Here is a 25,495-nt window from a genome sequence, read left to right on the forward strand (position 1 = left end):
CTGTCGGGCCGGCGCTGTCAGGCCGCGGTCAGGACGTGCTCGCGGCGAGCCGGTGCACCGCGCTCCGGCTCGCCGCCTGCAGCTCGGCGTAGGTGCGCGCCAGCTCGCGGTACTGCTCGTGGCGAGCAGCGTCGGGGACCACGACCCGCTCCGGGAGCGCCCAGTCGGTGCCCGCCGGGACGAGCCCCGCTCCGGTGGCCGCCAGCAGGGCGTCGCCGTAGCACGCGCCGACCGTCTGGCGCGGCACGTGCTGGACCCGACCCGTGACGTCGCTGACCACCTGCAGCCACAGGGGGCTGAGGGTGCCTCCGCCCACCGCCACGAGGCGCTCGGGGGGCCCTGCGACGGCGTCGACGGCGGCGAGGACCTGCCCGACGGCCAGCGCCGTGCCCTCGTAGGCGGCGCGCACGAGGTGCCCTCGCCCGTGCCGCAGCGTCAGGCCGGCGATGACGCCTCGAGCGCTCGGGTCGTACAGCGGGGTGCGCTCCCCGGCGAAGTGGGGGAGCACGAGCAGTCCCTCAGCACCGGCGGGCACCGCACCGGCCTCGGCCAGCAGCTCGGACCAGGGAGCCCCGCCCGTGAGGGTGCGCACCCACTCGGTGAGCGAGCCGGCGGTGGCCGTCCCCCCGGACAGGGTGTAGCGGCCGGGGTCGGTGCCGCTGGTGGCCCAGACGTCGGGGCCGGTGAGCAGGCGGTCGAGCACCTGGACCACGAAGGCCGTCGAGCCGTACATCAGCATGGCGTCCCCGGGCGCGCGGACCCCGGCGCTGTGGGCCTCGGCCCACGCGTCGACGGTGCCCGCCACGACGGGCGTCCCGGGTGCCAGGCCGGTGGACGCAGCCGCCGCCGGGCTCACGGCGCCCACCACCTCGGCCGGCCACGCCAGGCGTGGCAGCGGCAGGCCGGGCGCGAGGTCCTCGGCCCAGTCGCGTGCCCAGGTGCGGGCGGGCAGGTCGTACAGCGGGTCGCACTGGCTGGCCGTGGGGTGGTCCTGGACGTGCTCCCCGGTGAGCTGCTCGACCACCCAGCTGCTCGAGCCGTGCCAGCGGGCGGAGGCGGCGTACGCCTCCGGCTCCTCCTCGCGCACCCACGCGATCTTCGGCCCCACCGCCTGGCTGCTCAGCGCCTTCCCGCAGCGGTCGAGCAGGGCCTGCGCGCCGTAGCGCTCCGTCAGCGCCGTGATCTGGGTGCTGGCTCGGGTGTCGATGCCGTACAGCACGGCGGGCCGCACGGGCCTGCCCCCGCCGTCGACGAGGAGCAGGCAGGGTCCCACCCCACTGACGGCCAGGGCGGCGACCCGGCTGGCCGGGACCGCCCGCCCAGGACCCAGGAGCTCGCGGCACAGCGAGACCACCTCGCTCCACCAGACCGCCTCGGCGTCCACCTCGGCCCACCCGGGACGGGGCAGGCTGATGCGGTGGTCGCGCCGGGCGCGGGCCACGACGACCCCGTCGGGCGTGGTGAGCACCGCCTTCGACGAGGAGGTGCCGAGGTCGATGCCCAGCACCACCTCGTCCACGTCCGGGACGGTACATCGTGCACACCGGGGTGCCGCAGGGCCGGCGGCTCCCCACCAGGGAGGAACCGCCGGCCCTGCGGTCGTCAGGCGGACGTCATTGGGACATCGTGAAGGGCGCCGTGTACTGGTCGACGTTGTCCTTGGTGATGAGGACGCAGTCGAAGGCCTGCTTCTCCTCGCTCACGCCGGTCTCGCCGGTCTTGAGGAAGGAGTCCGCCTGCTTGACCGCCTCCTGGGAGAAGGTCACGACCGGCTGGAGCACGGTGTAGGACAGCGTCCCGGCCTTGATGGCGTCGACCGCGTCGGGCGATCCGTCGAAGCCGCCGATGGCCTTCATCTGGCCGATCTGGCCCGACTCCTGCAGCGCGGCGATCGCGCCGAGCGCCATCTCGTCGTTGCCGGAGATCACGGCGTTGATGCCGGGGTTCGCCTGCAGCATCGCCTGCATCTTGTCGTGGCCCTCGGTGCGGTCCCAGTTCGCGACCTGCTCCGCGACCTCCTTCAGGCCCGGGTACTGCGACAGGACCGTCTGGTAGCCGTTGGAGCGCGTGGCGGCGTTGTTGTCGCTCGGGGCCCCCAGCAGCTCCGCGTACTGCCCGTCCTGGCCCACCAGCTGCGCCCACTGCTGGGCGCCCAGCGCGGCGCCCTGGGCGTTGTTGGACACCAGCTGGGCCTTGGCGATGCCGGTCTTGTTGATCTCGGCGTTGATGAGGAAGACGGGGATGCCGGCGGCGTCGGCCTTCTGGACGGCCCCGACGGAGCCGTCGGCGTTGGCCGGGTCGAGCAGCAGGGCGACGGAGCCGTTCGAGATCGCGGTGTCGACGAGCTGGCTCTCGGTGTTCGTGTCACCGCGGTGCGCCGCAACCGTGGCCTTGTAGCCGAGCTCCTCGGCGGCGGCCTTGGCGGAGTCCCCCTCTGCTGCCCAGTACGGGTTGGAGGGGTCGTTGACGATGATCGTGATGAGGCCGCCGGCCGTCGACCCGCCCTCGGAGGAGGAGCCGGCGCCCGCGGACGCGGCGGGGTCGCTGCTGCCGCCCCCGCAGGCGCTGAGGGCGAGGGTGAGCACGCTGCCGCCGGCGATGGCGAGCAAGGACCTGCGCTTCATGGTGTTCCTTCCGAGGGGCGCCGGCGTCACCGACGGCGCTGTGGCGGGGTGGGCTGGGGCGTGACCGGTGGAGCGGGTGGAGCGGTCGGAGCGGCCGTCAGGCCCTCGCAGCGGTCCCGGAGGTCGGGGACGTCGGCGGGGGTGCCTGCCCCGCGCGGCCGGACCCGCCGGCAGCGGCGGGGCGCCGCCCGCCGCGGTACTGGACCGAGTTGAGGAGCACCGCGGCGACGATGACGGCGCCGGTGAAGACGGTCTGCCAGTAGACGGAGACCCCGACGATGACCAGGCCGTCGGACAGGAAGCCGATGACGAAGGCGCCGAGCAGGGTGCCGCGGACGGTGCCCCGCCCACCGGAGAGGGCGGCGCCGCCGATGACGACGGCGGCGATGGCGGTGAGCTCGTAGGTGGTCCCCGCGGTGGGCCCGGCGGAGGTCAGCTGCGAGGTGAGGATGAGCCCGGCGATCGCGGCGGTCACGCCGGAGACCACGTAGACCCAGATCTTCACGCGCTTGACCGGCACCCCGGACAGCTCGGCGGCGCGCTCGTTGCCCCCGGACGCGTACAGCCAGCGGCCGAAGACGGAGCGGTTCAGGACGCCGGACAGCGCCACGGCCACGGCCACCATGACCAGGACCCCGATCGGGACCGTCGCGATGCGGTTGAAGCCGAGCCACGCGAAGCCGGTGTTGCCCAGGGCCTCGTCGCCCCCGAAGGAGTTGTACGTGAGCCCGTTCGTCATGAGGCTGGCGAGGCCGCGCACGGCGTAGAGCGTCCCGAGCGTCGCCACGAACGGCGCCACGTTGAACCGCGCCACGAGCACGCCGTTGACCAGCCCGATGAGGGCGCCGACGCCGATGGCGACGAGCGCCACCACCCACACCGGTGGGAAGAGCGTGACGGCGGCGCCGAAGGGTGACAGGTCGACCCCCTTCATGAGGAAGCCGGCGACCATGCCGGCCATCCCCAGCGTCGACCCGACGGACAGGTCGATGCCCCCGTTGAGGATGACGAGGAGCATGCCCATCGCGAGGAGCGCGTAGATGGCGACGTGCGAGGCCATGACGAGGACGTTGGAGACCGTGGGGTAGGCGTTCGGCGCGAGCGCGGAGAAGATCACGAAGATCGCGACGAGGGCCAGGAAGGCGCGGCCCTCGAGCAGCAGCGCACCGATGTCGGTGCGCCGCCTCGCCGGGGCGGGCGCGGGGGCGGGAGCCGGGGCTGTGGCGGTGGACGAGGTCATGGGGGTCCTTCCTCGACGGCGAGGGGCGGCGCGGACAGCGGTGCGGAGCGGGCGGCGCCCGGTGCCGCGCTCAGTGGGTGGTCGCCTCGCCGGAGGCGGCCATGATCTGGTCCTTGCGGACGTCAGGTCCGAACTCGGCGGCGATGCGCCCACGGGAGAGCACGACGATCCGGTGGGCGATGGCGAAGCACTCGTTGAGCTCGGACGTGGAGTAGACGACCGCGAGGCCCTCGCGCGCCTTCTCGGCCAGCAGGCGGAACACCTCGCCCTTGGCGCCGATGTCGATGCCGCGGCTGGGCTCGTCCAGCAGGATGACGTCCGGGCGGGTGGCGAGCACCTTGCCGATGACGACCTTCTGCTGGTTGCCCCCCGACAGGGAACCGATCGGGGCGCTGCCGCCGGCGGTCTTGACGCGGACGCTGCGGATGCCCTCCTCCACCACCGCGCGCTCGCCGCGGCGGGAGACGACGGCGCCGCGCACGAAGGAGCGCAGCGAGGCCAGCGAGAGGTTCTGCCCGACGGTCATCGTCTGCACGAGCCCGTCGCGCTGGCGGTCCTCGGGGACGAGGCCCATGCCGCGCTCGATGCGCTGGGCGATGCTCAGCCCTGCGACGTCCTCGCCCTTGAGCAGGACCCGTCCGCCGGAGGTGGGGACCCGTCCGGCCAGCGCCTCGAGCAGCTCGGTGCGCCCGGCGCCCATGAGGCCGTACAGGCAGACCACCTCGCCGGCCCTCACGGTGAGGCTGAGGCGGTCGACCACCGAGCGGTCCGGGTTCTCGACGTCGGCGACGCTGACCTCGTGCACCTCCAGGGCCGGGGTGCTCAGCTCGTAGCCGGTGGGGGGCGTGCCGAGGTCGTAGGAGTCGCCCACCATCTGCCGCACGACCCACTCCAGGTCGATCTGCGAGCGGTGCGCCGCTGCCGTGATCGCGCCGTCGCGCAGGACCACGGCGTAGTCCGTGATCTCGAGGGCCTCCTCGAGGTGGTGGGAGATGTAGACGATCGACACGCCCCGCGAGGTCAGGTCGCGCACGACGCCGAAGAGGACCTCGACCTCCGAGGCGGACAGCGCCGAGGTCGGCTCGTCCATGATGAGGATGCGCGAGTCGACGAGCAGGGCCCGCGCGATCTCCACCAGCTGCTGCTGCCCGACCCGCAGGTCGGCGACCGGGGTGGCGGGGTCGATGGCCTGCCCCAGCTCCTCCATCACCGCGCGGGCCTGGCGGGTCTCCTCGGCGAAGTCGACGCCCGCCGGGCCGCGCAGCTCGCGCCCCATGAAGAGGTTGTCCCGCACGCTGAGGTTCGGCGCGAGGCTGAGCTCCTGGTGGATGATCGAGATGCCGCGGTCGCGGGCGTCCACGGTGCTGGTGATCTCGACGGGCTCGCCGTCCAGGACGATCTGCCCCGACGTCGGCTGGGTGACCCCGGAGAGGATCTTCATGAGGGTCGACTTGCCGGCGCCGTTCTCGCCGAACAGCGTGGTGACGCGCCCGCGGTGGACGTCGAAGGCGACGCCCTTGAGGGCCCGGGTGGCGCCGTAGGTCTTGACGACGTCGCGCGCCGACAGCACCACCTCGTCCGCGGCGGGACCGCGGGAGGCCCCGGCGCCGCTCACTGCGCGACCTCGAGCGTGGCGGGCGTGACGTTCCAGCTCTGCGGGTTGATGAGGGTGACCACGCCGGTGACCGTGATGGAGCGCCCGGTGAGGTCCTGGCCCGCCAGGGGGGCGAGCACCTGCTCCTTGAGCTGGTCGTTGAGCGCCGCCCCGGCGTCCTGGTACTGGATCTGGTTCTCGAAGTCGTTGAGCGAGACCTCGCCGGTGACGTCGCGCAGGTCCGTGCCGTTGATGGCCGGGCCGAGCTGGACGTGGACCAGGTACCCCTCGGGGACGCCGGGCACCGTGACCACCGGCAGGCCGGTCTGGTCGGGGGCGCCGACCGTGCCGGTGAACTCCACCGGGACGACCGCGCCGATGCCGCTGCTGCTCGCGACGCCGTACTGGGTGGCGGCGCCGGGGTCGGCCTGCAGGGCGGTGGCGAGCTCGGCGGCGTCCACGGCCTTCTCCTGCACGAAGGCCTGCACCTCCGGGAACTCCTCCTGGCCGTAGGCGGCGGCGTCGAAGGCGGCGGGACCGACGAGCACCTCGGAGTCGTTGGCGACCACCTTGGTGCTCAGGGCGGCGGCGAGGACCACCGCGAGCACGACGAGGCCCGCGACCAGGCGGCCGCGGCGGCCCCGGGACGACGGACCGCCTCGGGCTGCGCGGGGCTGGGCCGGCTGCGTCGCCGGGGGTGTGGCGGTGCTCATGGCTCGGCCTCCTCGGGTGCGGGTGGGTGGGGGCGTGGGCAGGGCGGGGCCCGCCCGGGCAGGCGGGGGCGCTCCGCCGTCGGGTCGGTGACCGGACGGCGGAGCCGGGGGCGGTGCGTCAGCCGGTGAAGCTGGAGTCCGGGATCAGCGAGACCTTGACCGACGACGCGCCGCTGGCGACGAGGTCGAGGCCCTCCTGGAATCGGGACAGCGGCAGCTGGTGCGTGCAGATGCGGTCCAGGGGCAGGACGCCGGACTCGATCATCTGCACGGCCTTCGGCCAGGTGTGGGGACCGAGGTGCGCGCCGCGCACGTCGAGCTCCTTGTCGTCGCTGATGATCGACCAGTCGGCGCTGGCCTCGGCGCCGAAGACGCCGTACTCGACGTACGTCCCGAGCTTGCGCAGCAGGGTGAGGCCCTGCTTGACGGCGGCGGGGTGGCCGGTGCCCTCGAGGTACACGTCGGCGCCGAAGCCGCCCGTGAGGTCCCGCACGACGGCGTAGATGTCGTCGGAGGTGATGTCCAGGACGACGTCCGCGCCTGCGGCGCGGGCGAGATCGAGCTTGCTGGCGATGGCGTCGAGGGCGACGACCTTGGCGGCCCCCTTGGCCTTGGCGCCGGCGATCATGCCCAGGCCGATCGGCCCGCACCCGGCGACGACGACCACGTCCTCGAACTGGATGTCGGCGCGCTCCACGGCGTGCAGCGCGCAGGACAGGGGCTCGGCGAAGGCGGCGTGCGCGGGGGGCAGGTCCTTGGAGATCTTGTGGACGAGCGCCTTGGCGGGGAAGGCGATGTACTCGGCCATGGCGCCGTCGTAGGTCTTGAAGCCGTACATGTCGTGCGTGGCGCACATGTGGTAGGCGCCCCGCAGGCAGTAGCGGCAGTCCCAGTCGGGGACGATCTGCTCGCTGACCACGCGGTCGCCGACGGCCACGCCCCAGCGGGCCGTGGCCTCGTCGGAGATCTCGACCACCTCGCCGACCAGCTCGTGGCCGGGCACGCGGCCCTTCTCGGCCCAGGGGGCGCGGTGCTCGTCGCCCCAGAACTTCGCGGCGCCGTGGTAGCACTTGAGGTCGGAGGCGCAGATGCCCACGGCCTCCACCCGGACCAGCGCGCCGCCGTCCGGCAGCGCGGGGACCGGCACCTGCTCGAGGCGGTAGTCCTCCGGGCCGTGGCAGACGACCGCCTGCATGGTTCCTGTCGTCATCACGACCTCCTCGTCGTCCTGGGCCGCGTCGTCGCCGCCCCGTCGAAGCAGGACAGTAGACAGACTCTGCACCGATGTCCAGCACGTCTGTGCACCGGTGCATCACGATCTGGTCTCCCGTCCAGGGCGGCGGCGTGCCAGGATCGTCGGTCGTGAGCGCTGGGGCGACGGAGGGGATCGGGCGCAGCCCTGACCACCTGCTGTACGCGGTGGCCGTCGAGTACTACCTCAAGGACGCCACGCAGGCGGAGATCGCCCAGCAGATGCGCACGAGCCGGGCCACCGTGAGCCGCCTGCTGGCGGAGGCGCGCCGCCGCGGCATCGTCTCCATCGCCGTCCACCAGCCCGCCGACCAGCCCGACCACGACCTGGCGCTGGCCTGCGCCTCAGCGCTCGGGCTGGCGGAGGTGCACCTCTACCCCGACCTGCCGCCCGGCGCGCCGCACAGCATGCTCTCCACCGCACTGGCCCGCCCGCTGACGGTGGCCCTGCGGCAGGCGCACCTGGCGGCGGGGGACGTCCTGCTGGTGTCCAGCGGCCGGATGGTCTACGCCGCCGCGCACGGCGAGCTGCCCCCCCTGCCGGGGGTCCTGGTGGCTCCCACGGTGGGCGGTCAGCTGGAGCCCGAGCCGTGGTACCAGACCAACGAGATCATCAGGGCGTTCGCCGAGGCGGTGCGCGGCAACCCCGCGTTCCTCTACGCGCCGGCGCTGCCCAGCGCCGCGCTGCGCGAGGGGCTCCTCGACGACCCGGGCATCCGCCGCGTCGTCGACACCTGGGGCACGGCGGAGGCCGCCGTCATGGGCATCGGTGCACCGCCGCAGCAGCGGGTCTCGCTCCCGCACTTCGTGCCCGCGCACAGCGCTGCCCTCGACCGCGCGGTCGGCGACATCTGCTCGCGCTTCTTCGACCGCGACGGCGCCCCCGTGGACTTCCCGGGCAGCGAGCGCCTCATCGCCACCCCGTTGGAGCTGCTGCAGCGCATCCCCACGACCATCGCCGTCGCCAGCGGGCCGGAGAAGGTCAGCGCCATCCGCGCCGGGGCACGAGCCGGTTACTTCAAGCGCCTCGTGACGGACACCAGCACGGCGGCGCTGCTGGCGTCCAGCCCCGCCTGAGACCGGCGTCCGGGCGCCGGGGACCCCTGGTGCCCCTGCCGGCAGCGCGGTGGCCAGGGGTCCCCGGTGCGGAGCGCCTCAGGCGACGTCGGAGTCCGCGGCCTCCCGCTCGGCGTCCTCCAGGGACCGCTCGCCGTCGGCGCCGTCGTCCTCGTAGGCCGTGATGGCGTCGACCTTGGCGGCGGAGGCGCTGGAGGTGTCGAAGGTGTACCCCAGCCACTCGCGGGCCAGGCGGCGGGCCAGCTCGATGCCGACCACGCGCTGGCCGAAGCACAGCACCTGGGCGTTGTTGCTCAGCACGGCGCGCTCCACCGAGAAGCCGTCGTGCGCGGTCACGGCGCGGATGCCCGGCACCTTGTTGGCGCTGATGGCCACGCCGAGGCCCGTGCCGCACACGAGCAGCGCGCGGTCGGCCTTCCCGTCCCGGATGAGACGGGCCGCGGCGACGGCGATGTGCGGGTAGGCCGTGTCGCCGTCGGCGTCCACGCCCACGTCGGTGACCTCCGAGACGCGCTCGTCACCCTGCAGGTCCTTCTTGAGGACCTCCTTGTAGTCGTACCCGGCGTCGTCGCTGCCGACGACGATCCTCAGCTGGTCAGCCACGTCCTGCTCCTCGTCCCTGTGGTCCTGTGCGTCCCCTACCCCCGTCGGGGCGGCTCAGCGGTCCTCCGGTCAGCGCCCCGCCAGCACGCCGGCCAGCACCTGGGCCACCATCCCCAAGCTGGTGGCACCGGCGTCCGGGGTGCCCTTGCTGCGCTCGGCCAGCGGCCTGGCCCGCCCCACCTTCGGCGTGAGGTCCTTCGTCGCGTCCGCGGCCTCCACGGCGCGGTCGGCGGCCACCGCCCACGCCTCGCGCAGCCGCCGGCCCGCGCCCACGCCCTCGTCCAGGGCGTCGCAGAACGGGCCCAGCGCGTCGAGCATCGTCTTGTCGCCGGGCTTCGCCCCGCCCAGCTCTCCCAGGCGGTCGTACCCGGCGCGGACGCCCGCGGCCACGGTCGCAGCGTCCGGTGCGGCGTCGTCGCCGACGCGCTTCGCCAGCGCTCCGAGCAGCTCGCCCCACAGCACGCCCGAGGTGCCCCCGGCGCGAGCCGCCCACTCGTCGCCCGCGGCCTGCAGCACCGTGCCGGCGCCGGCGCCGGCCTCGGCCGCGGCCCGGGCGGCGTCGCGCGCGGCGGCGGAGCCGCGGACCATGCCGCGGCCGTGGTCGCCGTCGCCGGCCACCGCGTCGATGCGACCCAGCTCGTCCTCGGCCTGCGCCATCCGGTCGGCGACGGCGGCGAGCGCGTCGGCCACCAGCGCACCGGCGGCGCGGGAGCCCTCGTCCGCGGGACCGCTCGACAGCGGCGGCGCCTCGGCGTCGGCGGCGGCCTCGTCGTCGCTGCGCACAGCACCCTGACCGGCAGCGCCCTCGTCGTCCTGGACCGCCTCGACGAGCCGGCCCTTGCGGTAGGCGGGGGTGTCGGCGGGCGCGCCCCACAGGCGCTCCAGCTCGTCGTCGAGCCAGGTCAGCGTGAGGGAGCAGCCCGCCATGTCCAGGCTGGTGACCAGCTCGCCGACCTCGGGCTCCACCACCTCCAGGCCCCGCTCGCGCAGGAGGCGCGCCACGTCGTTCCAGACGACGAAGAGCTCCTCGTACTTGGTGTTCCCCAGGCCGTTGAGCAGCGCCGTCACGCGCGCGCCCTCGACGGCCAGCCCCTCGGGGGCGTCGCCGAGGACGCCGTCGACCAGCGTGCGGGCCAGCTCGGCGGCGGTGGGCAGGTCGACCTCGTCGATGCCGGCCTCGCCGTGGATGCCCAGGCCCACGCTCATGCGGCCCTCGGGCACGGTGAAGAGCGGGCCGTCGGCGCCGGGCAGCGTGCAGCCGCTGAAGGCCACGCCCAGGGTGCGGGTGCGCTCGTTGGTCTTGAGCGCCACGCGCTCGACGTCGTCGAGGGACATGCCCTCCTCGGCGGCGGCGCTGGCGCACTTGAAGACCGGGACGTCGCCGGCGATGCCGCGGCGCTTCCCGTCCGCGCCCTTGCCGACCGAGGCGACGTCGTCGGTGACGGCGACGTAGCGCGCGGGGATGCCCTCGGCCTCGAGCCGCTCGACGGCCAGGCCGAAGTTCAGCACGTCCCCGGCGTAGTTGCCGGTGGTCAGCAGGACTCCGCCGCCGCCCGACGCCGCGCGGCCCACGGCGGCCGCCTCGGCCGCCGAGGGCGAGGTGAAGACGTTGCCCATCACGGCGCCGTCGGCGTACCCGGGGCCGACGATCCCGGCGAACGCCGGGTAGTGGCCCGAGCCACCCCCGACGACGACGGCCACCTTGCCCTCGCGGGTGCGCCGCCGGCGGACCACGCCACCGGGCACGTCCACCACGTAGGAGGAGAAGGCGTCGCAGAAGCCGGCCTTGGCGTCCTCGGCGAAGGCTGACGGGTCGTTGAACAGGCGGGTCATCGTCGTCCTCACGTGTCCTGGCTCATGGTGTCCTGGTCGTGCACAAGAGTGCGGAACAGGTGTGCACGGTGACTGTAGGGCCCCGCGGTGGGCGCCGTCACCCACTGGCGCCCCGGTGCCTCCGGGGGTGCACCGGTCGGCCGCTGCCCCTGTGCACCGTGCCACTCCCGGCGGCGCAGCACGACCGGGGGACCACCACCGCGGCCGTAGCCTGGAGGGGTGCTGCGCACGGCCCTGCGACCCGCCAACCTCGGGTTGCTCCTGCTCATGGTGGCCGCCGCGGTGGTGTTCTCCCTGCTGGGGGAGTGGCAGCTCGGGCGCTCCCAGGAGCACGCCCGCGTCTCGCCCACCGAGACCGTGGTGCCGATCGGCGAGGTGCTGCAGCCCGCTGCCGACTTCACCGGCCACGCCGACCACCAGCGCGTGTCCGTGACCGGCACCTGGGCCGACCTGCCGCTGGAGGAGGTGCGCGAGCGTCCGCTCGACGGTCGTGACGGCGCCTGGGTGGTGGCGGCGCTGCAGGAGAGCGGCACGGGCGGTCTGCTGCCGGTGCTGCTGGGGTGGCAGCCCGCCGGCGAGGCCCTGCCGGCGGCGCCCACCGGCGCCGCGCAGCTCACGGGGCGGCTCATGGCGTCCGAGCAGCCCGAGGGCCTGGCGCCCGGCGGCCAGCTGGGTGCGCTGAGCTCCGGAGACCTGGTCAACGTCTGGCCCGGTCGCCTCTACACCGGCTACCTCGTGGCCGATGCCGGCTCCGCGCCGACCGGCGCCCTCACCGCCGTGCCCAGCGAGGCGCCCGTGGCGCGCCTGGACCCGCAGAACCTCTCCTACGCCTTCCAGTGGTGGCTCTTCGCGGCCTTCGCCCTGGTCATGTGGGTCAAGATCGTCAAGGACCGCCACGGCGACGAGCTGGAGGACCGCCGGCTCGCCGAGGAGGAGGCCGCCGGTGGTCGGGACGACGACGAGGGCGGCGCCGCTGCTCCGCGGGAGCCGGCGCCCCGGCCTACCGGAGCAGGCCTGCGGGCCTGGGAGGATGTCGCCGTGCCCGACGCCCGCCCGCTGACGCAGCCCGACACCCCGCAGGTCCACCGGTGAGCCGCACCGACCAGCGCTCCCGCGCCCGCCAGGCGCCCCGGGTCCACCGAGACCCCGGTGCCTCGCTGACGCGCTACCGCGTCTTCGCGCTCGCCACCGGCGTGATGCTCCTGCTGCTGTGCCTGGAGATGGTGGTCAAGTACGGCTTCCTCGACGGGCGCAGCTCCGCCTGGGACGCCATCTCCTACGTCCACGGCTGGGTGTACTTCGTCTACCTCATCACCGTGGCCGACCTGTGGAGCAAGCTGCGCTGGCCGCTGGGCCGACTCGTGGTCCTCGTGCTCTGCGGCGTGGTGCCGCTGCTGTCCTTCTGGGCCGAGCGCCGGGTGGTCGCCGACGTGCGCGCCGGCCGCTCGGGTCCCTCCGTGCCCTCGACCCCTGGAGCTGCTGCGTGACCGACCAGACCCCGCCCGCGGAGGTCGCGGCCGAGGCCAAGCACCGGCCGGTGCTCGTGGTCGACTACGGCGCCCAGTACGCCCAGCTCATCGCGCGCCGCGTGCGCGAGGCCGACGCCTACTCCGAGGTGGTCCCGAGCACCGCGTCCGTGGCCGACATCCTCGCCAAGGAGCCGGCCGCGGTGATCCTGTCCGGAGGCCCGTCGTCGGTCTACGCCGACGGCGCCCCGCAGGTCGACCCGGCCCTGTTCGAGGCCGGGGTCCCGGTGCTCGGCATCTGCTACGGCTTCCAGGCCATGGCGTCCGCCCTCGGCGGCACCGTCGCCCAGACGGGGCTGCGCGAGTACGGAGGCACGCAGCTGCGCGCCTCCACCGACGGCTCCACCCTGCTCGACGGGCAGCCCGCCGAGCAGAGCGTGTGGATGTCCCACGGAGACGCCGTGACCGCCGCGCCCGCGGGCTTCTCCGTGGTCGCGCAGAGCGCGGGCGCCGAGGTCGCTGCGTTCGAGGACGACGAGCGCCGCCTCTACGGCGTGCAGTGGCACCCCGAGGTCGCGCACTCCAGCTTCGGCCAGCAGGTGCTGGAGAACTTCCTGCGCCGCGGCGCCGGGGTCCCGGCCGACTGGACCGCCGGCAGCATCATCGACGAGCAGGTCGAGCTCATCAGGGCCCAGGTCGGCACCGGCCGCGTCATCTGCGGCCTGTCCGGCGGCGTCGACTCCGCCGTCGCGGCGGCCCTCGTGCAGAAGGCCGTCGGCGACCAGCTGACCTGCGTCTTCGTCGACCACGGCCTGCTGCGCGCCGGTGAGGCCGAGCAGGTCGAGCGCGACTACGTGGCCGCCACCGGCGTCAACCTCAAGGTCTGGGACGCCTCCGAGGCGTTCCTCGCGGCGCTCGCGGGCGTCACCGACCCGGAGGCCAAGCGCAAGGCGATCGGCCGCGAGTTCATCCGCGCCTTCGAGGCCGCGGCCCGCGAGGTGGTCGCGGAGGCGGCGGCCTCGGCCGCGGGGTCCGGCGACGACGACGGCGAGGTGCGCTTCCTCGTCCAGGGGACGCTGTACCCCGACGTCGTGGAGTCCGGCGGCGGCGAGGGCGCGGCCAACATCAAGAGCCACCACAACGTGGGCGGGCTCCCGGACGACCTGCAGTTCGCGCTGGTCGAGCCGCTGCGCGCGCTGTTCAAGGACGAGGTCCGCGCGGTCGGTGCGGAGCTCGGCCTGCCCGCCGAGATCGTGCAGCGCCAGCCGTTCCCCGGCCCCGGCCTGGGCATCCGCATCATCGGCGAGGTCACGCGCGAGCGCCTCGAGGTGCTGCGCACCGCGGACGCCATCGCCCGCGAGGAGCTCACCGCTGCCGGCCTCGACGGCGTCATCTGGCAGTGCCCCGTGGTGCTCCTGGCCGACGTGCGCTCCGTGGGCGTGCAGGGCGACGGCCGCACCTACGGGCACCCGGTGGTGCTGCGGCCGGTGAGCAGCGAGGACGCCATGACGGCGGACTGGACCCGCATGCCGTACGACGTGCTCGCCCGGATCTCCACGCGCATCACCAACGAGGTGGCCGAGGTCAACCGCGTGGTGCTCGACGTGACGAGCAAGCCGCCGGGCACCATCGAGTGGGAGTGAGGCGCTGGTGAGCGACAAGAGCTCGGGCGGGCTGCTGCTGCGCCCGTCCGTCGTGGCGGCGGCCGGTCTGGTCGGCGGCTTCGCCGTCGCCCGTGCCACCAAGCGCGAGGTCGGCGGCACGCTGTTCGGCCTGGCCGGCACCTGGTGCGGCAAGCAGTGGGCGAGGAGCACCGGTCCCCTGGGCGCCGCCGTGCTCGGCGCGCTGTACACGGCGGCCATGGGCGGCTCGCACCCGCTGGCCAAGCGCATCGGGGCCTGGCCGTCGGTGCTGCTCGTGGCCGCGGGGGTGGCGGCGGCCAGCGAGGCCGCCGAGGCGTGGGGCCGCAGCCGCGGCCTGCCGAAGGGCGACTGAGCCCCGACTGAGCCCCGACGGAGCCCCGCCGGGGCGACGCCGTCCGGGCCCGCGGGTCTGGACGGGCGCTGGTCCCGCCCGGCAGCATCCGCTGCGTGAGGTACCGCACCACCGTGCTCAACCCGCGCGGGAACGCCACCGGTCTCGAGGTCCCCGCCGACGTGCTCGACGCTCTGGGAGCCGGGAAGCGCCCCCTGCTGAGCGTCACCGTGGCGCGGGCCGACGGCTCGTCCGCGCCGTACACGTGGACGACGACGCCCGGGAGCATGGGCGGCGCCGTCATGGTGCCGCTGTCGTCGGAGCACCGCGCGGCGTCGGGCCTCGCCGCCGGTGACGAGGTGGACGTCGACGTCGAGGTGGCCTCGGCGCCCGCTCCGCTCGCCGTGCCCGAGGACCTCGCCGCGGCCGTGGAGGCCGCAGGCGCGACGGCGTTCTTCGACGGCCTGGCGCCCAGCCACCGCAAGGAGTGGGTGCGCTGGGTGGAGGAGGCCAAGAAGGCCGAGACCCGGGCGTCCCGCGTGGCGCAGGCCGCGGAGGCCCTGGCCGCCGGGAAGTCCCGCCGCTGACCCCCGCCCTCGCAGCCCCGGCCGGGCCGGCTGGCGTCCGGTGGGGAGGCTGTCGTCCGCTACCGGGGCTGGACCCGGACGCGAGTCTCCCCACCGGACCTCAGGCTCCCCGGTGCCGCCGCTGGTGGTCTCCCTCGTCGGCGTCCGGCGCGGTCGAGGACGTCGAGGTCGAGACGGCGGCTCGTCAGCGGGTCAAGCGGCCGGCGGCGGAGCGCAGCCGCCGGGCGAGGGACCCACGGCGGCCCGTCCCGTCCTCGGGAGCAGCCTGCTGCCCGCCGGGCCAGCCCTGCTCGGTGGGGACCCCGGTCCACTCCTCGGCGGCCGAGCTCGGGCGGGGCTGCTCCGCCGGCTCGGAGCCCGCCACCGCCTCGGACGGGGCGGCCTGAACAGGGCCCGGGGCGGGCGCAGCCGGGGCGTGCGCCGCGGCGTCCGTCGTCGTCGGGCCGGTGACGGGGGCGGTCGCCGGCTGCGGGGCGGGGTGGCGGTGGGGGAGGTGCACCCCCGGCAGGTGCGGCAGGTGCACGTGGGGCAGCGCGGGACGGCGCACCGGCACCCCCCGGGTGCTCCCGGCGACCAGCGGCAGCATCCAGCGGGCGCGCGGGTCGGCGTCGATGAGCACCGCGCGCGCCAGCAGGCTCAGCGGCACGGCGAGCAGCGCCCCCAGCCCGCCCAGCACGAAGCCCCAGAAGACCACGGACAGGAACGTCAGCGTGGCCGACAGCCCGACCGCGCTGCCCACGATCTTCGGCTGGATGAGCCCCTGGATCACCACGTTGATGACCGTGTAGATGACCACGACGAGCAGCGCGTTCTCGGGACCGTTGGCCAGCAGCGCCAGCAGCGCCGGAGGGGCGACGCCCAGGAGGAACCCGATGTTGGCGACGTAGTTGGTGACGAAGGAGACCAGTCCCCACAGCAGCGCCAGCGGCACCCCGAGCCACACCAGCGCCACCACGTCGAGCACGGCGACGATGGCGCCGAAGACCGTGGAGACCACGAGGTAGCGGCGGGTGCCGGAGGCGAAGGTGCGCATCGCCTCGACGGCGTCGCGGTGCAGGGCGGAGGCCTGGTCGAGCAGCTTGGGGAAGGGCGCCGCGTCGAGCACGAGGAAGAACAGCAGCAGCAGCACGAACGCGAAGTCCGTCAGCCCCGAGGCCAGGCCCGACACCAGCGTCTGCGCGTACCCGAGCAGCTCGTACGGGTTGGCGCTGTTGATCATCCGGATGAGCTCGGCCTGGTTGAAGCCGATCTGGGTCAGCAGGTCCAGCAGCTGGTCGCGCAGCTCGATGAGCTGGGGCGCGTACTGGGGCAGTGTGGTGGCCAGCTCCACCGCCGACCACGCCAGCGACGCGGCCAGCGCCGCGACGATGAGGTAGACCACCACGAGGTTGACGGCCACCCCCGTCCAGGTGGCCACCCACTGCGGCACCCACGGCGAGGCGCCCAGGCGCTGGACCCTGGCGCCCAGGGGGTGCACGACGATGACCAGCACGACCGCGAGGAAGGCCGGTCCGACGCTGCCGGAGAAGGCCTTGAGGCCGGCGACGGCGACGACGACGGCCGCGAAGGCCACCAGCAGCCGCAGGCTGCGCGAGCCGGCGGCGGGGTCGGGTGGTGGCGCTGCGGGGACGTCCGGCGCCGCGGTCACAGGCCGAGCGCCTCGGCAGCGGCGCGGGCGCAGTCCTGCGGGGAGGAGTCGACGGAGACCACCACGCCGTCCTCGTCGGCGCCGAGGCGCTCGAGGGTGTCCAGCTGGGAGTCGAGCAGCGAGCTGGGCATGAAGTGCCCGGTCCGCCCGCCGATCCGCTGGGCCAGCAGCTCGCGCGGACCGTCGAGGTGGACGAAGCGGACCCGGGCCCGGGACCCGCGCAGCACGTCGCGGTAGCTGCGCTTCAGCGCCGAGCAGGTGACCACGGCGTCCTCGCCGGCGTCCGCCCGCTCGCTGGCCCAGTCCCGGATCGAGCGCAGCCAGGGCCAGCGGTCGTCGTCGGTGAGCGGGTGCCCGCTCTCCATCTTGTCGATGTTGGCCTGCGGGTGGAACTCGTCGGCCTCGGCGAAGGTCCAGCCGAGGTCCTTCGCGAGCAGCTGGGCGACGGTGGTCTTGCCGCTCCCGGACACGCCCATGACCACGAGGAGCTGGCTCACGAGCGCGCGCCGTCGGCCGAGGGGGTGGGGGCGCGCAGCGGCTCGATGCGCCACCACGAGCGGGTGCTCTGGCCGCGCTCGAGCACGCGCAGGTCGGTGCCGGTGCGCAGCGCGTCGGGCGGGCAGGTCATGGGCTCCACGGCCAGGCCCACGCGGTCGTCCTCGGGCTCGGGCCGGTCGGCCGTGTGCACCTGCACCCACGGGCAGTCCTGCGGGTCCCAGTGCACCGCGACGCCGGTCCCGTCGGCGGCGAGCACGCGCGCGCTGCCGGCGTCCGGACCGCTCAGCTGCGCGTAGGCGTCGTCCACGGAGCGGCCGCGCAGCGGGGCCCCGCCGCGGAAGTCGAGGTCGGTGCCGTCGACGGGGCGCAGCTGCTCGCGGCCGTCCTCGCCCAGCACGGGCAGCAGCCGGTCGGGGTCGACCACGAGGGTGGCGCCGGCGGACAGCTCGAAGGTCCAGTCGTCCACGCGCCCCGGCCCTGCCACGAGGTAGGGGTGGATGGAGGTGCCGTAGGGCGCGGGGACGTCGCCGACGCCGGTGGCCTCCAGCTCCCAGGTCAGGCCGGCGTCGGGGCCCTCCTCGACGAGGCGGTAGCTGACCCGCAGCTCGAGGTGGCCGGGGTAGCCGGCCTGCGGCCAGACCGTGGTGCCCAGGACGACGGAGTCGGCGGAGCGCTCCAGCAGGTCCCACGGCTGCCAGCACACGAGTCCGTGCAGGGCGCAGCCGCGGTCGGGCTCGGTCAGTGCCAGCTGCTGCTGCGCGCCCTGCCAGCTCCAGAGGCCGTCGCCGGTGCGGTTGGGCCACGGCGCCAGCACCGACCCGCGGTAGTGCTTGCGGGGCGAGCCCTCGGGGAAGGGGACCACCAGGTCGCGGCCGCCGTCGGTGAAGGACCGCAGGCCGCCGCCGACCTCGGTGACCACCGCCTTCAGCGCGCCGGCGCTGATCTCGTGCTGCTCACCGGAGGCGGGGACCGTCATGGAGCGAGGTTAGAGGCAGCTCACGCCGGTGGGCCCACCCCGGGCTCCGCACACCCCACCGTGACCGGCCGCTGCGCCGTGCCGGCGCGCACCGCGTCCACGAGGTGCTCGTCGGCCTCCACGACCGCGCCCGGCCACACGACGGACCGCTCCAGCGTCCCGCGGACCACCGCCCCGGGGCTGACGGCGCTCGCGCCGCCGGTGGCGAGGAGGTTGGCGCGCAGGTAGTCGGCGGGGGTGCCGCAGTCGACGGCGCTGCCGGCGGGCACCACCGCCAGGTCCAGGCCGTCCGCGTCCCCCGCGGGGCGCGCGGCGAGCTCTCGCCAGAGCACCTCGTAGAGGCCCGAGGGGACGGGCTCCAGCCGGTCCAGCAGGTGCGCGGGCAGCACGCACGAGCCCACGTAGCGGACACCGGTGCCGTCGGCGGTGCGGAAGTCGGCGCGGGCGCCGGGCGCCGCGGGCTCGCACAGCAGGCGGCACCGCCGGCCGTCCCAGCCGCGGACCAGGCCGGCGAGCAGCGCGGGTCCGTCGGGCATCCAGGCGTCGGCGTTGGTGACCACGGCGGACCTCCCGGCCAGCCAGGTGCGCAGCGCGCCGAGCGCCCCCGCCGTCCCCAGCGCCGGCGGCAGCGCACCCGCCCGCGCAGCGGCACCTGCGCCACCGCTGTCGTCGTCGGCTGCGACGGGGAGCTGGTCCTCGCGGCTGACGTGCGCCCTGCCCGCTGCCGCTGCGGCCACCTGGTCCGCCAGGGCGTGCGCGTTGACCGCCACCCGGGCGGGCGCGGGCCCGGCCTCGCCCAGGGCGGCGGACACGCGCGCGAGCGCGCCGTCCAGCAGGGGGGTGCCGCCCACGGGCACCAGCGCCTTGGGCACCAGGTCCGTCAGCGGCCGCAGCCGCGTGCCCGCCCCGGCTGCCAGGACCACCCCGGCGAGGGCGCCCGGGAAGGGGGCGGCGCCGGCGCGGCTCAGGGCAGGAGCCGCCCGCCGCGGGCGCCGTCGGCCAGGGCGTCGACGAGCCCGGCGAGGATGGAGCGGGTCGCGGAGTCCGCGTCGCGGGAGGCTTCCTGCGGGGTGAGCCAGGCGAAGCCGCGGGCCTCGCCACCGGGCACCACCTCCGGGCGCTGCTCGACCACCACCCGGTAGACGACGTCCACCCGGCGCACGCCGGGCTCCACCAGAGCCGTCACCGGGACGCCGACGCGCACCCGCAGGCCGGTCTCCTCGCGCACCTCGCGCTCGACCCCGGGGGCGGGCGCCTCGCCGCGGTCCAGCAGGCCGCCCGGCAGCGACCAGCCACCGCGGTGCGGCTGGCGCAGGAACAGCACCGCGCCGTCGTGCTCCACCGCGCAGACCGCCCCGACGGTGTAGCTGGGGGTCCCGGCGCGCACGAGCGCCCGGCGCACCGGGGCGGGCGTGACGCGGAACGCGCGCAGCACCGCGGTGTGCGCGGTCCCGCGCAGCCCCGGCGGGACGCGCTCGAGCAGCGCGCCCAGCGGACCGGACCGGTGCCCCTGCTCGCCCATGACCGGAGCCTAGGCGCAGCCCCGCCGGAGGCTCGGGGGGCTGCTCCTGCCGGGTGGAGATCGGCCCGCGGGCCGCACCCGCGGGTCCTGCCCCCTGCACGACGGCGCCCAGGACGCCGATGGAAGGACTGGTTCGTCACATCTGCACCTCCTGTTCATCCGTTGTCCCGCGGGCATCCAGGTCCGGGGAGGAGAGTGGTACTCCGTGAGCAGTGCTGAACCGCTCGTCGGCGGGGTCCCGTCTGTCATCGGACACCGCGGCGCCAGCGGGTACCGGCCCGAGAACACCCTGGCCTCCTACGAGCTCGCGGCTCGGCTGGGAGCCGACCGCATCGAGCCGGACATCGTGCCGACGCGCGACGGCGTGCTCGTGCTGCGGCACGAGAGCGAGGTCACGCACTCCACGGACGTGGCCAGCCGCCCCGACCTCGCGGCGCGCCGCACCACCCGCGTCGTCGACGGCCAGCCGGTCACGGGGTGGTTCACCGAGGACCTCAGCTACGACGAGCTGCGCTCCCTGCGCGCCGTCGAGCCCAGGCCGCACCTGCGTCCCACCACCACCGTGTACGACGGCCTCTACGAGGTCCCGACCTTCGCCGAGCTGCTCGAGCTCGCCGCGCAGCTGCGGCTGGAGCTGGGGCGCACCATCGTCGTGACCGCCGAGGTCAAGGCCCCCTCGCGCTACGCCGAGGACGGGTTCGACGTGGCCGCGCTCGTCATCGCCGAGCTTCGCCGGCTCGGGCTGGACGAGCCCGACGCGCCGGTGGCGCTGCAGTGCTTCGAGTCCGCGTTCCTGCGGCGGCTGCGGGCCGAGGGCCTGCGCGTGCCGCTGGTGCAGCTGGTCGAGGACGACGACGCCGGCCGCGCCGCGTGCACGCCGTGGGGCCTGCGCGAGGTCTCCACCTACGCCGAGGTGCTCGCGCCCTGCAAGGACATGGTGCTGCCGGTGGCCGCCGACGGGACGCTCGGCCCGGCCACCCCGCTCGTCGCCGACGCCCACCGCGCCGGCCTGGCCGTGCACGTGTGGACGCTGCGCAACGAGAACGCCTTCCTGCCGGTGTCGCTGAGGGTGGGTCCCTCCGAGGCCGCCCCCGGGCGCGCGCTCGTGGAGCACCTGGCCTTCCTGGACGCCGGGGTGGACGGGATCTTCACCGACCACCCCGACACCGGTTTCGAGGCCCGCCGCCTGTGGGCCGCGGGCAAGGCGGTGCCGGGCGCGCGCCGCGGCGGCTCCGGTGGGCCGTCCAGCGCCGCGGGCTCGGCCAGCTCGGGCCAGCGCCTCGCCGGCTGAGCCCGGCCCCCCGCCACGCAGCCGAGCGCCCGGCTGCCGCCACGGGAGGGTCGGGCGAGGGTCAAGAGATGGTCATGGAGGGTCAAGGGCCCGTCCACCCACGGCGCCCGAGATGTCCGTAGTGTCCGGTTCGTGACAGCCTCGCGACGCGCCCGCACAGCCCCCGCCGCCCTGGCAGCCGCAGTCCTCGTGCTCGGCACCCCAGTGGTCGCGCACGCGGCGGACCCCGGGTCCTCCGTGGTGCCGGTCGCACCCCAGCAGCCGGCTCCCGTGCCCGTCGAGGGCGGCGTCCGCCTGACGCTGCTGCACGCGAACGACCTGGAGTCGGCCCTGCTGCCCGAGGCCGACGAGACCGGCGCGGAGCACGCCGGCGCCGCCCGCTTCGCCGCGCTGGTCGAGCGCCAGCGCGAGGCCGCCGCGGCGCGCGGACCCGTGCTCACCCTCGCCGGCGGCGACCTCTTCCTGCCCGGTCCCCAGCTCGACGCCAGCCGCCTCGACGGCACCGGAGAGCTCTACGACGCCCTGGCCCTCGACGCCGCGGAGTTCGACGCCAGCGCCATCGGCAACCACGACTTCGACCTCACCCCCGACTTCCTCGCCGACTACCTCGACGCCGTCAGCGACGACGTGCCGTTCGTGGCGGCCAACCTCGACCTGTCCGGCGAGCCGCGCCTGCAGGCGGAGGTCGACGACGGCACCGTGGTCTCCTCGACCGTGGTGGAGTCCGCGGGCGAGCGCTTCGGCGTCATCGGCATCACCACCCCGGAGCTGCCGGAGCTGACGAGCCTCGGCGAGGTCCGGGTGGACCCCGACCTCGCGGGGGTCGCCAACGCGCAGGCGGCGGCCCTGGCCGAGGCCGGCGTGACGAAGGTCGTGCTGGTCTCGCACCTGCAGGACGTCGACAACGAGGTCGCGCTCGTGCCGCAGCTGACCGGCGTCGACGTCGTCGTCGCCGCGGGCGGCGGAGAGGTCATGGCCTCGCCGGGGGACGCGCTGCTGCCCGGTGACGCGGTGAGCACCGACGCCGCGGGCGCGCCGCTGGCCTACCCGACCGTGGTGGGCGCCGCCGACGGCGCCCGGGTGCCGGTGGTCACGACGAGCGGGCTCTACCGGTACGTCGGCCAGCTGGTGGTGGACTTCGACGCCGACGGGCGCCTGGTCGCCGTCGACGACCTCGCGAGCCGCCCGGTGCCCGTGACCTCGACCGGGCCTGACGCCGTGGAGCCCGACCCCGACGTCGTCGCCGAGGTCGAGGAGCCCGTGGCGGCCTACGTCGACGGCCTGGCCACGGAGGTGGTGGCCCGCACCGAGGTGCCGCTCGACGGCCGGCGCGACGCGGTGCGCTCGCGGGAGACGGGGCTGGGCTCGCTCGTGGCCGACTCGCTGCTGGCCGCCGGGCGCGCCGGGGCGGAGGCGGCGGGTGTGGCGCCGCCGGTGGTGGCGCTGCAGAACGGCGGCGGCATCCGCAACGACTCCGTGCTGCCGGTCGGCGACGTCTCGGCGCTGGACACCTACGACGTCACGCCGTTCGCCAACTTCGTGGCGGTGGCGCCGGAGCTGCCGGTGGAGGCGTTCGTGGCCGCTGTCGACCACGGCGCCGGCGCGGGGGAGGGCTCGTTCGCGCAGGTGGCGGGCTTCTCGTACACGGCAGACCCGGACGCGCCGGCCGGCTCGCGGGTGCAGGCGCTGACCCTGGCCGACGGGACGCCCGTCGTGGCCGGCGGGCAGCGGGTGCTGGACGGGACCATCTCCGTGGCCTCGATCGACTTCCTGCTGCGGGGCAGCGACGGCTACGACGCCCTCGACGGGGTGTCCTTCGAGGTGCTGCCCACCACCCAGCAGCAGGCGCTGCAGGGCTACCTGCGCGACGACCTCGGCGGCACCGTGACGGCCGCGCAGTACCCCGAGGCGGGCACCGGCCGCATCACCCAGGTCTGACGCGGCCAGGCCGCCCCGAGGGTGGCGAGCGCCCATGATCACGACCCGTCTTCCGTGATCATGGGCGCTGGCCACCCTGCGGGCCGTCCACGGGGCGGCCGCGAGGGGACCCGGGTGTCGGCGGTCGGACGTAGGCTCGTCGGACGATGAGCACGCTCTTCGACGACCTTCCCCTCCCGGTCCCGCAGACCCCCGCCGGGTCGCCCGCGGACGACGGGCGCCCGGGCGTGCTCGCCGACCGGCCAGCGGTCCGGATCGACCCCGCGGCGCTGCTGGAGGGGCTCAACCCGGCCCAGCGGGAGGGCGTGCTCCACCAGGGGTCGCCGCTGCTGCTGGTGGCCGGCGCCGGCTCGGGCAAGACGCGCGTGCTCACGCACCGCATCGCCCACCTCGTGGCCGCCCGCGGGGCCCGCCCCGGGCAGGTGCTGGCCATCACCTTCACCAACAAGGCCGCCGGGGAGATGAAGGAGCGGCTCGAGGGGCTGGTCGGTCCCGCCGTCCGCTCGATGTGGGTCTCCACCTTCCACTCGGCGTGCGTGCGGATCCTGCGCCGCGAGGCGGAGTCCGCCGGGCTGCGCTCGAGCTTCTCCATCTACGACGCCGACGACTCGCGCCGCCTGCTCGCGCTCGTCGTCCGCGAGCTCGACCTCGACCCCAAGCGCTACGCCCCGCGCTCGCTGGCCACGCAGATCAGCAACCTCAAGAACGAGCTGGTCACGCCGGAGGCGCACGCCGCGAAGGCCGCGGACGGGACGCACGCCGAGCGGATCCTCGCCGAGGTCTACGCGCTCTACCAGGCCCGCCTGCGGCAGGCCAACGCCCTCGACTTCGACGACCTCATCATGACGACGGTGCGGGTGCTGCAGACCGTGCCCGCCGTCGCCGAGCACTACCGCCGCCGGTTCCGCCACGTCCTCGTGGACGAGTACCAGGACACCAACCACGCCCAGTACGTGCTCGTGCGCGAGCTGGTCGGCGGCCCCGGCGCCACCTGGGGCCCGGAGGGACAGCCCGACGGCGTCCCGCAGGCCGAGCTCACGGTCGTCGGTGACGCCGACCAGTCCATCTACGCCTTCCGCGGCGCGACGATCCGCAACATCGTCGAGTTCGAGGAGGACTACCCGGACGCCAAGACCGTGCTGCTGGAGCAGAACTACCGCTCCACGCAGACGATCCTGTCCGCGGCCAACGCCGTCATCGCCAAGAACGCCGACCGCCGGCCCAAGAACCTGTGGACGGCGGAGGGCAGCGGCGAGCAGATCGTCGGGTACGTCGCCGACGCCGAGCACGACGAGGCCGCCTTCGTCGCCTCCGAGATCGACAGGCTCGTCGACGACGAGGGCGTCCGCTACGGCGACGTCGCCGTCTTCTACCGCACCAACGCGCAGTCGCGGGCGCTGGAGGAGGTGTTCGTGCGCGTCGGCCTGCCGTACAAGGTGGTCGGCGGCACGCGCTTCTACGAGCGCCGCGAGGTCCGCGACGCCCTCGCCTACCTGCGGGCGCTGGCCAACCCGGACGACGTCGTCAGCCTGCGCCGCATCCTCAACGTCCCCAAGCGCGGCATCGGCGAGCGGGCCGAGGCGTGCGTGGCCGCCCTGGCCGACCGCGAGCGCATCGGCTTCCCGGCGGCGCTGGAGCGGGCGGCGGAGGCGCCGGGCATCGCGGCCCGCTCGCTGACCTGCATCCGCGGCTTCACCGACCTCATGGACGAGCTGCGCACGGTCGTCGAGGGCGGCGCGGGCCCGTCGACGGTGCTCGAGGCCGTGCTCGACAGGTCGGGCCTGCTCGCAGAGCTGCGCGCCAGCCTCGACCCGCAGGACGAGTCCCGCGTCGAGAACCTCGCCGAGCTCTCTGCGGTCGCCGCGGAGTACGAGCAGGCCAACCCCGAGGGGACGCTGGCCGACTTCCTCGAGACGGTCTCGCTGGTGGCCGACGCGGACCAGATCCCCGGTGCCGCCGTGGCCGACGGGGCGGACGAGCAGGCCGGCGAGGACTCGGGAGTCGTCACGCTGATGACGCTCCACACCGCCAAGGGCCTGGAGTTCCCCGTCGTCTTCCTCACCGGCCTGGAGGACGGGACGTTCCCGCACCAGCGGTCGCTCGCCGACGACGACGAGCTGGCCGAGGAGCGGCGCCTGGCGTACGTGGGCATCACCCGCGCCCGCCGGTACCTGCGGATCTCCCGCGCGGCGTCCCGCAGCGCGTGGGGGCAGCCGCAGTACTTCCCGCCGTCGCGCTTCCTCGACGAGATCCCGCACGAGCTGGTGCGCTGGGAGCGCGCCGAGGCGTCGGGCTCCTCGGGCTGGGGTGGCGGCGCCGGGGGCGGCCGCGGCGGGTCGACCTACAACGCCGGCGGCTACGGCAGCAGCCACTCCTCGGCGCAGGCGAAGCTGGCGGGCACGCCCGGCGTGCGCACGGCGGGCACCCGGCCGGTGATCTCGCTGGCGGTCGGGGACCGCGTCACGCACGACTCCTTCGGCATGGGCACCGTCGTCGCCGTCGAGGGGGCCGGTGACAAGACCGTGGCCCACGTCGACTTCCGCAGCGAGGGCACCAAGCGCCTGCTGCTGCGCTACGCCCCCGTCCAGAAGCTCTGACCCACCCCGCCCGTCATGACGGGCTTCCCGTGCACCTTCCCGCCGTGATCATGGACCTCCCGA

General features: G+C 75.1%; 22 protein-coding genes. 9 read left to right on the forward strand and 13 right to left on the reverse strand.

Going from position 1 to position 25,495, the window contains the following annotated elements; translation table 11 throughout:
* Positions 1 to 28 precede the first annotated feature (28 nt).
* From FHN55_RS21155 to FHN55_RS21180, 6 genes are all read right to left on the reverse strand, one after another.
* The gene (locus FHN55_RS21155; protein ID WP_257571181.1) at positions 29 to 1,519 is read right to left on the reverse strand and encodes an FGGY-family carbohydrate kinase; all 1,491 of its coding nucleotides are present in this window, start codon (positions 1,517 to 1,519) and stop codon (positions 29 to 31) included.
* Positions 1,520 to 1,613: 94 nt separating this feature from the next.
* Positions 1,614 to 2,624: a D-ribose ABC transporter substrate-binding protein gene (locus FHN55_RS21160; RefSeq protein ID WP_139714393.1), complete on the reverse strand. Its 1,011-nt coding sequence runs from the start codon at positions 2,622 to 2,624 to the stop codon at positions 1,614 to 1,616.
* Positions 2,625 to 2,721: 97 nt separating this feature from the next.
* Positions 2,722 to 3,864 (reverse strand): ABC transporter permease, encoded by a 1,143-nt coding sequence (locus FHN55_RS21165; protein WP_139714394.1) that lies wholly within the window; start codon positions 3,862 to 3,864, stop codon positions 2,722 to 2,724.
* Between the two features lie 70 nt (positions 3,865 to 3,934).
* Positions 3,935 to 5,479: a sugar ABC transporter ATP-binding protein gene (locus FHN55_RS21170; protein WP_139714395.1), complete on the reverse strand. Its 1,545-nt coding sequence runs from the start codon at positions 5,477 to 5,479 to the stop codon at positions 3,935 to 3,937.
* Entirely contained in the window at positions 5,476 to 6,171 is a 696-nt protein-coding gene (locus tag FHN55_RS21175) for a DUF2291 family protein (RefSeq protein ID WP_139714396.1), read from the reverse strand. The genes FHN55_RS21170 and FHN55_RS21175 overlap by 4 nt, the downstream gene beginning before the upstream one ends.
* 118 nt (positions 6,172 to 6,289) lie before the next feature.
* Positions 6,290 to 7,381, reverse strand: coding sequence for a zinc-binding dehydrogenase (locus FHN55_RS21180; RefSeq protein WP_218974902.1), 1,092 nt, complete (start codon positions 7,379 to 7,381; stop codon positions 6,290 to 6,292).
* Between the two features lie 152 nt (positions 7,382 to 7,533).
* Between FHN55_RS21180 and FHN55_RS21185 the strand changes: the two genes are divergently transcribed.
* Complete coding sequence (locus tag FHN55_RS21185) at positions 7,534 to 8,499, forward strand: sugar-binding transcriptional regulator (protein WP_218974903.1); 966 nt, start codon at positions 7,534 to 7,536, stop codon at positions 8,497 to 8,499.
* A 78-nt stretch (positions 8,500 to 8,577) separates the two neighbouring features.
* On the opposite strand, the gene FHN55_RS21190 is transcribed toward FHN55_RS21185, so the two are convergent.
* Both FHN55_RS21190 and FHN55_RS21195 read right to left on the reverse strand, forming a co-directional pair.
* The gene (locus FHN55_RS21190; RefSeq protein ID WP_139714398.1) at positions 8,578 to 9,102 is read right to left on the reverse strand and encodes a ribose-5-phosphate isomerase; all 525 of its coding nucleotides are present in this window, start codon (positions 9,100 to 9,102) and stop codon (positions 8,578 to 8,580) included.
* Positions 9,103 to 9,171: 69 nt separating this feature from the next.
* Positions 9,172 to 10,935, reverse strand: a complete 1,764-nt coding sequence (locus FHN55_RS21195) for a dihydroxyacetone kinase family protein (RefSeq protein ID WP_139714413.1) — start codon at positions 10,933 to 10,935, stop codon at positions 9,172 to 9,174.
* Positions 10,936 to 11,154: 219 nt separating this feature from the next.
* Between FHN55_RS21195 and FHN55_RS21200 the strand changes: the two genes are divergently transcribed.
* The 5 genes from FHN55_RS21200 to FHN55_RS21220 all read left to right on the forward strand — a co-directional run bounded on the left by FHN55_RS21200 (position 11,155) and on the right by FHN55_RS21220 (position 14,962).
* Positions 11,155 to 12,027 carry an SURF1 family protein gene (locus tag FHN55_RS21200; protein ID WP_139714399.1) on the forward strand — a complete coding sequence of 291 codons (873 nt, stop codon included), beginning with the start codon at positions 11,155 to 11,157 and terminating at the stop codon, positions 12,025 to 12,027.
* Complete coding sequence (locus tag FHN55_RS21205) at positions 12,024 to 12,422, forward strand: DUF3817 domain-containing protein (RefSeq protein WP_139714400.1); 399 nt, start codon at positions 12,024 to 12,026, stop codon at positions 12,420 to 12,422. The genes FHN55_RS21200 and FHN55_RS21205 overlap by 4 nt, the downstream gene beginning before the upstream one ends.
* Complete coding sequence (gene guaA / locus FHN55_RS21210) at positions 12,419 to 14,044, forward strand: glutamine-hydrolyzing GMP synthase (protein ID WP_139714401.1); 1,626 nt, start codon at positions 12,419 to 12,421, stop codon at positions 14,042 to 14,044. The genes FHN55_RS21205 and guaA overlap by 4 nt, the downstream gene beginning before the upstream one ends.
* 7 nt (positions 14,045 to 14,051) lie before the next feature.
* Positions 14,052 to 14,396: a hypothetical protein gene (locus FHN55_RS21215; protein WP_257571184.1), complete on the forward strand. Its 345-nt coding sequence runs from the start codon at positions 14,052 to 14,054 to the stop codon at positions 14,394 to 14,396.
* Between the two features lie 95 nt (positions 14,397 to 14,491).
* Complete coding sequence (locus FHN55_RS21220) at positions 14,492 to 14,962, forward strand: YdeI/OmpD-associated family protein (protein WP_139714402.1); 471 nt, start codon at positions 14,492 to 14,494, stop codon at positions 14,960 to 14,962.
* Between the two features lie 184 nt (positions 14,963 to 15,146).
* Here the strand turns inward: FHN55_RS21220 and FHN55_RS21225 are convergent, their stop codons facing one another.
* From FHN55_RS21225 to FHN55_RS21245, 5 genes are read right to left on the reverse strand one after another with little or no spacing between them, the layout of a single operon-like run.
* Positions 15,147 to 16,610, reverse strand: coding sequence for an AI-2E family transporter (locus tag FHN55_RS21225; RefSeq protein WP_139714403.1), 1,464 nt, complete (start codon positions 16,608 to 16,610; stop codon positions 15,147 to 15,149).
* Positions 16,607 to 17,086 (reverse strand): gluconokinase, encoded by a 480-nt coding sequence (locus tag FHN55_RS21230; RefSeq protein ID WP_139714415.1) that lies wholly within the window; start codon positions 17,084 to 17,086, stop codon positions 16,607 to 16,609. The genes FHN55_RS21225 and FHN55_RS21230 overlap by 4 nt, the downstream gene beginning before the upstream one ends.
* A 17-nt stretch (positions 17,087 to 17,103) precedes the next feature.
* A complete protein-coding gene (locus FHN55_RS21235; protein ID WP_139714404.1) occupies positions 17,104 to 18,084 on the reverse strand; it encodes an aldose 1-epimerase family protein in 981 nt (326 codons plus the stop codon).
* Between the two features lie 20 nt (positions 18,085 to 18,104).
* Positions 18,105 to 19,007, reverse strand: a complete 903-nt coding sequence (locus FHN55_RS21240; RefSeq protein WP_139714405.1) for a sugar phosphate nucleotidyltransferase — start codon at positions 19,005 to 19,007, stop codon at positions 18,105 to 18,107.
* A 41-nt stretch (positions 19,008 to 19,048) separates the two neighbouring features.
* The gene (locus FHN55_RS21245; RefSeq protein WP_139714406.1) at positions 19,049 to 19,606 is read right to left on the reverse strand and encodes an NUDIX hydrolase; all 558 of its coding nucleotides are present in this window, start codon (positions 19,604 to 19,606) and stop codon (positions 19,049 to 19,051) included.
* 205 nt (positions 19,607 to 19,811) lie between these two features.
* On the opposite strand from FHN55_RS21245, the gene FHN55_RS21250 reads away from it, so the two are divergent.
* The 3 genes from FHN55_RS21250 to pcrA all read left to right on the forward strand — a co-directional run bounded on the left by FHN55_RS21250 (position 19,812) and on the right by pcrA (position 25,432).
* Entirely contained in the window at positions 19,812 to 20,897 is a 1,086-nt protein-coding gene (locus tag FHN55_RS21250) for a glycerophosphodiester phosphodiesterase family protein (RefSeq protein WP_180357997.1), read from the forward strand.
* A gap of 132 nt (positions 20,898 to 21,029) precedes the next feature.
* Complete coding sequence (locus tag FHN55_RS21255) at positions 21,030 to 22,835, forward strand: bifunctional UDP-sugar hydrolase/5'-nucleotidase (protein ID WP_139714408.1); 1,806 nt, start codon at positions 21,030 to 21,032, stop codon at positions 22,833 to 22,835.
* Between the two features lie 146 nt (positions 22,836 to 22,981).
* Positions 22,982 to 25,432 carry a DNA helicase PcrA gene (gene pcrA, locus FHN55_RS21260; RefSeq protein ID WP_139714409.1) on the forward strand — a complete coding sequence of 817 codons (2,451 nt, stop codon included), beginning with the start codon at positions 22,982 to 22,984 and terminating at the stop codon, positions 25,430 to 25,432.
* Positions 25,433 to 25,495 lie beyond the last annotated feature (63 nt).

Origin of the sequence: Streptomyces sp. NP160 (assembly GCF_006335115.1) — a bacterium.
Lineage (GTDB): Bacteria > Actinomycetota > Actinomycetes > Actinomycetales > Quadrisphaeraceae > Quadrisphaera.

What these genes read in the sequence shown, in the direction of transcription:
- FHN55_RS21160 (WP_139714393.1), bottom strand. Translation starts at nt 2,624, where the DNA reads ATGAAGCGCAGGTCCTTGCTCGCCATCGCCGGCGGCAGCGTGCTCACC.
- FHN55_RS21165 (WP_139714394.1), bottom strand. Translation starts at nt 3,864, where the DNA reads ATGACCTCGTCCACCGCCACAGCCCCGGCTCCCGCCCCCGCGCCCGCC.
- FHN55_RS21175 (WP_139714396.1), bottom strand. Translation starts at nt 6,171, where the DNA reads ATGAGCACCGCCACACCCCCGGCGACGCAGCCGGCCCAGCCCCGCGCA.
- FHN55_RS21180 (WP_218974902.1), bottom strand. Translation starts at nt 7,381, where the DNA reads ATGACGACAGGAACCATGCAGGCGGTCGTCTGCCACGGCCCGGAGGAC.
- FHN55_RS21195 (WP_139714413.1), bottom strand. Translation starts at nt 10,935, where the DNA reads ATGACCCGCCTGTTCAACGACCCGTCAGCCTTCGCCGAGGACGCCAAG.
- FHN55_RS21230 (WP_139714415.1), bottom strand. Translation starts at nt 17,086, where the DNA reads ATGGGCGTGTCCGGGAGCGGCAAGACCACCGTCGCCCAGCTGCTCGCG.
- FHN55_RS21235 (WP_139714404.1), bottom strand. Translation starts at nt 18,084, where the DNA reads ATGACGGTCCCCGCCTCCGGTGAGCAGCACGAGATCAGCGCCGGCGCG.
- FHN55_RS21245 (WP_139714406.1), bottom strand. Translation starts at nt 19,606, where the DNA reads ATGGGCGAGCAGGGGCACCGGTCCGGTCCGCTGGGCGCGCTGCTCGAG.
- pcrA (WP_139714409.1), top strand. Translation starts at nt 22,982, where the DNA reads ATGAGCACGCTCTTCGACGACCTTCCCCTCCCGGTCCCGCAGACCCCC.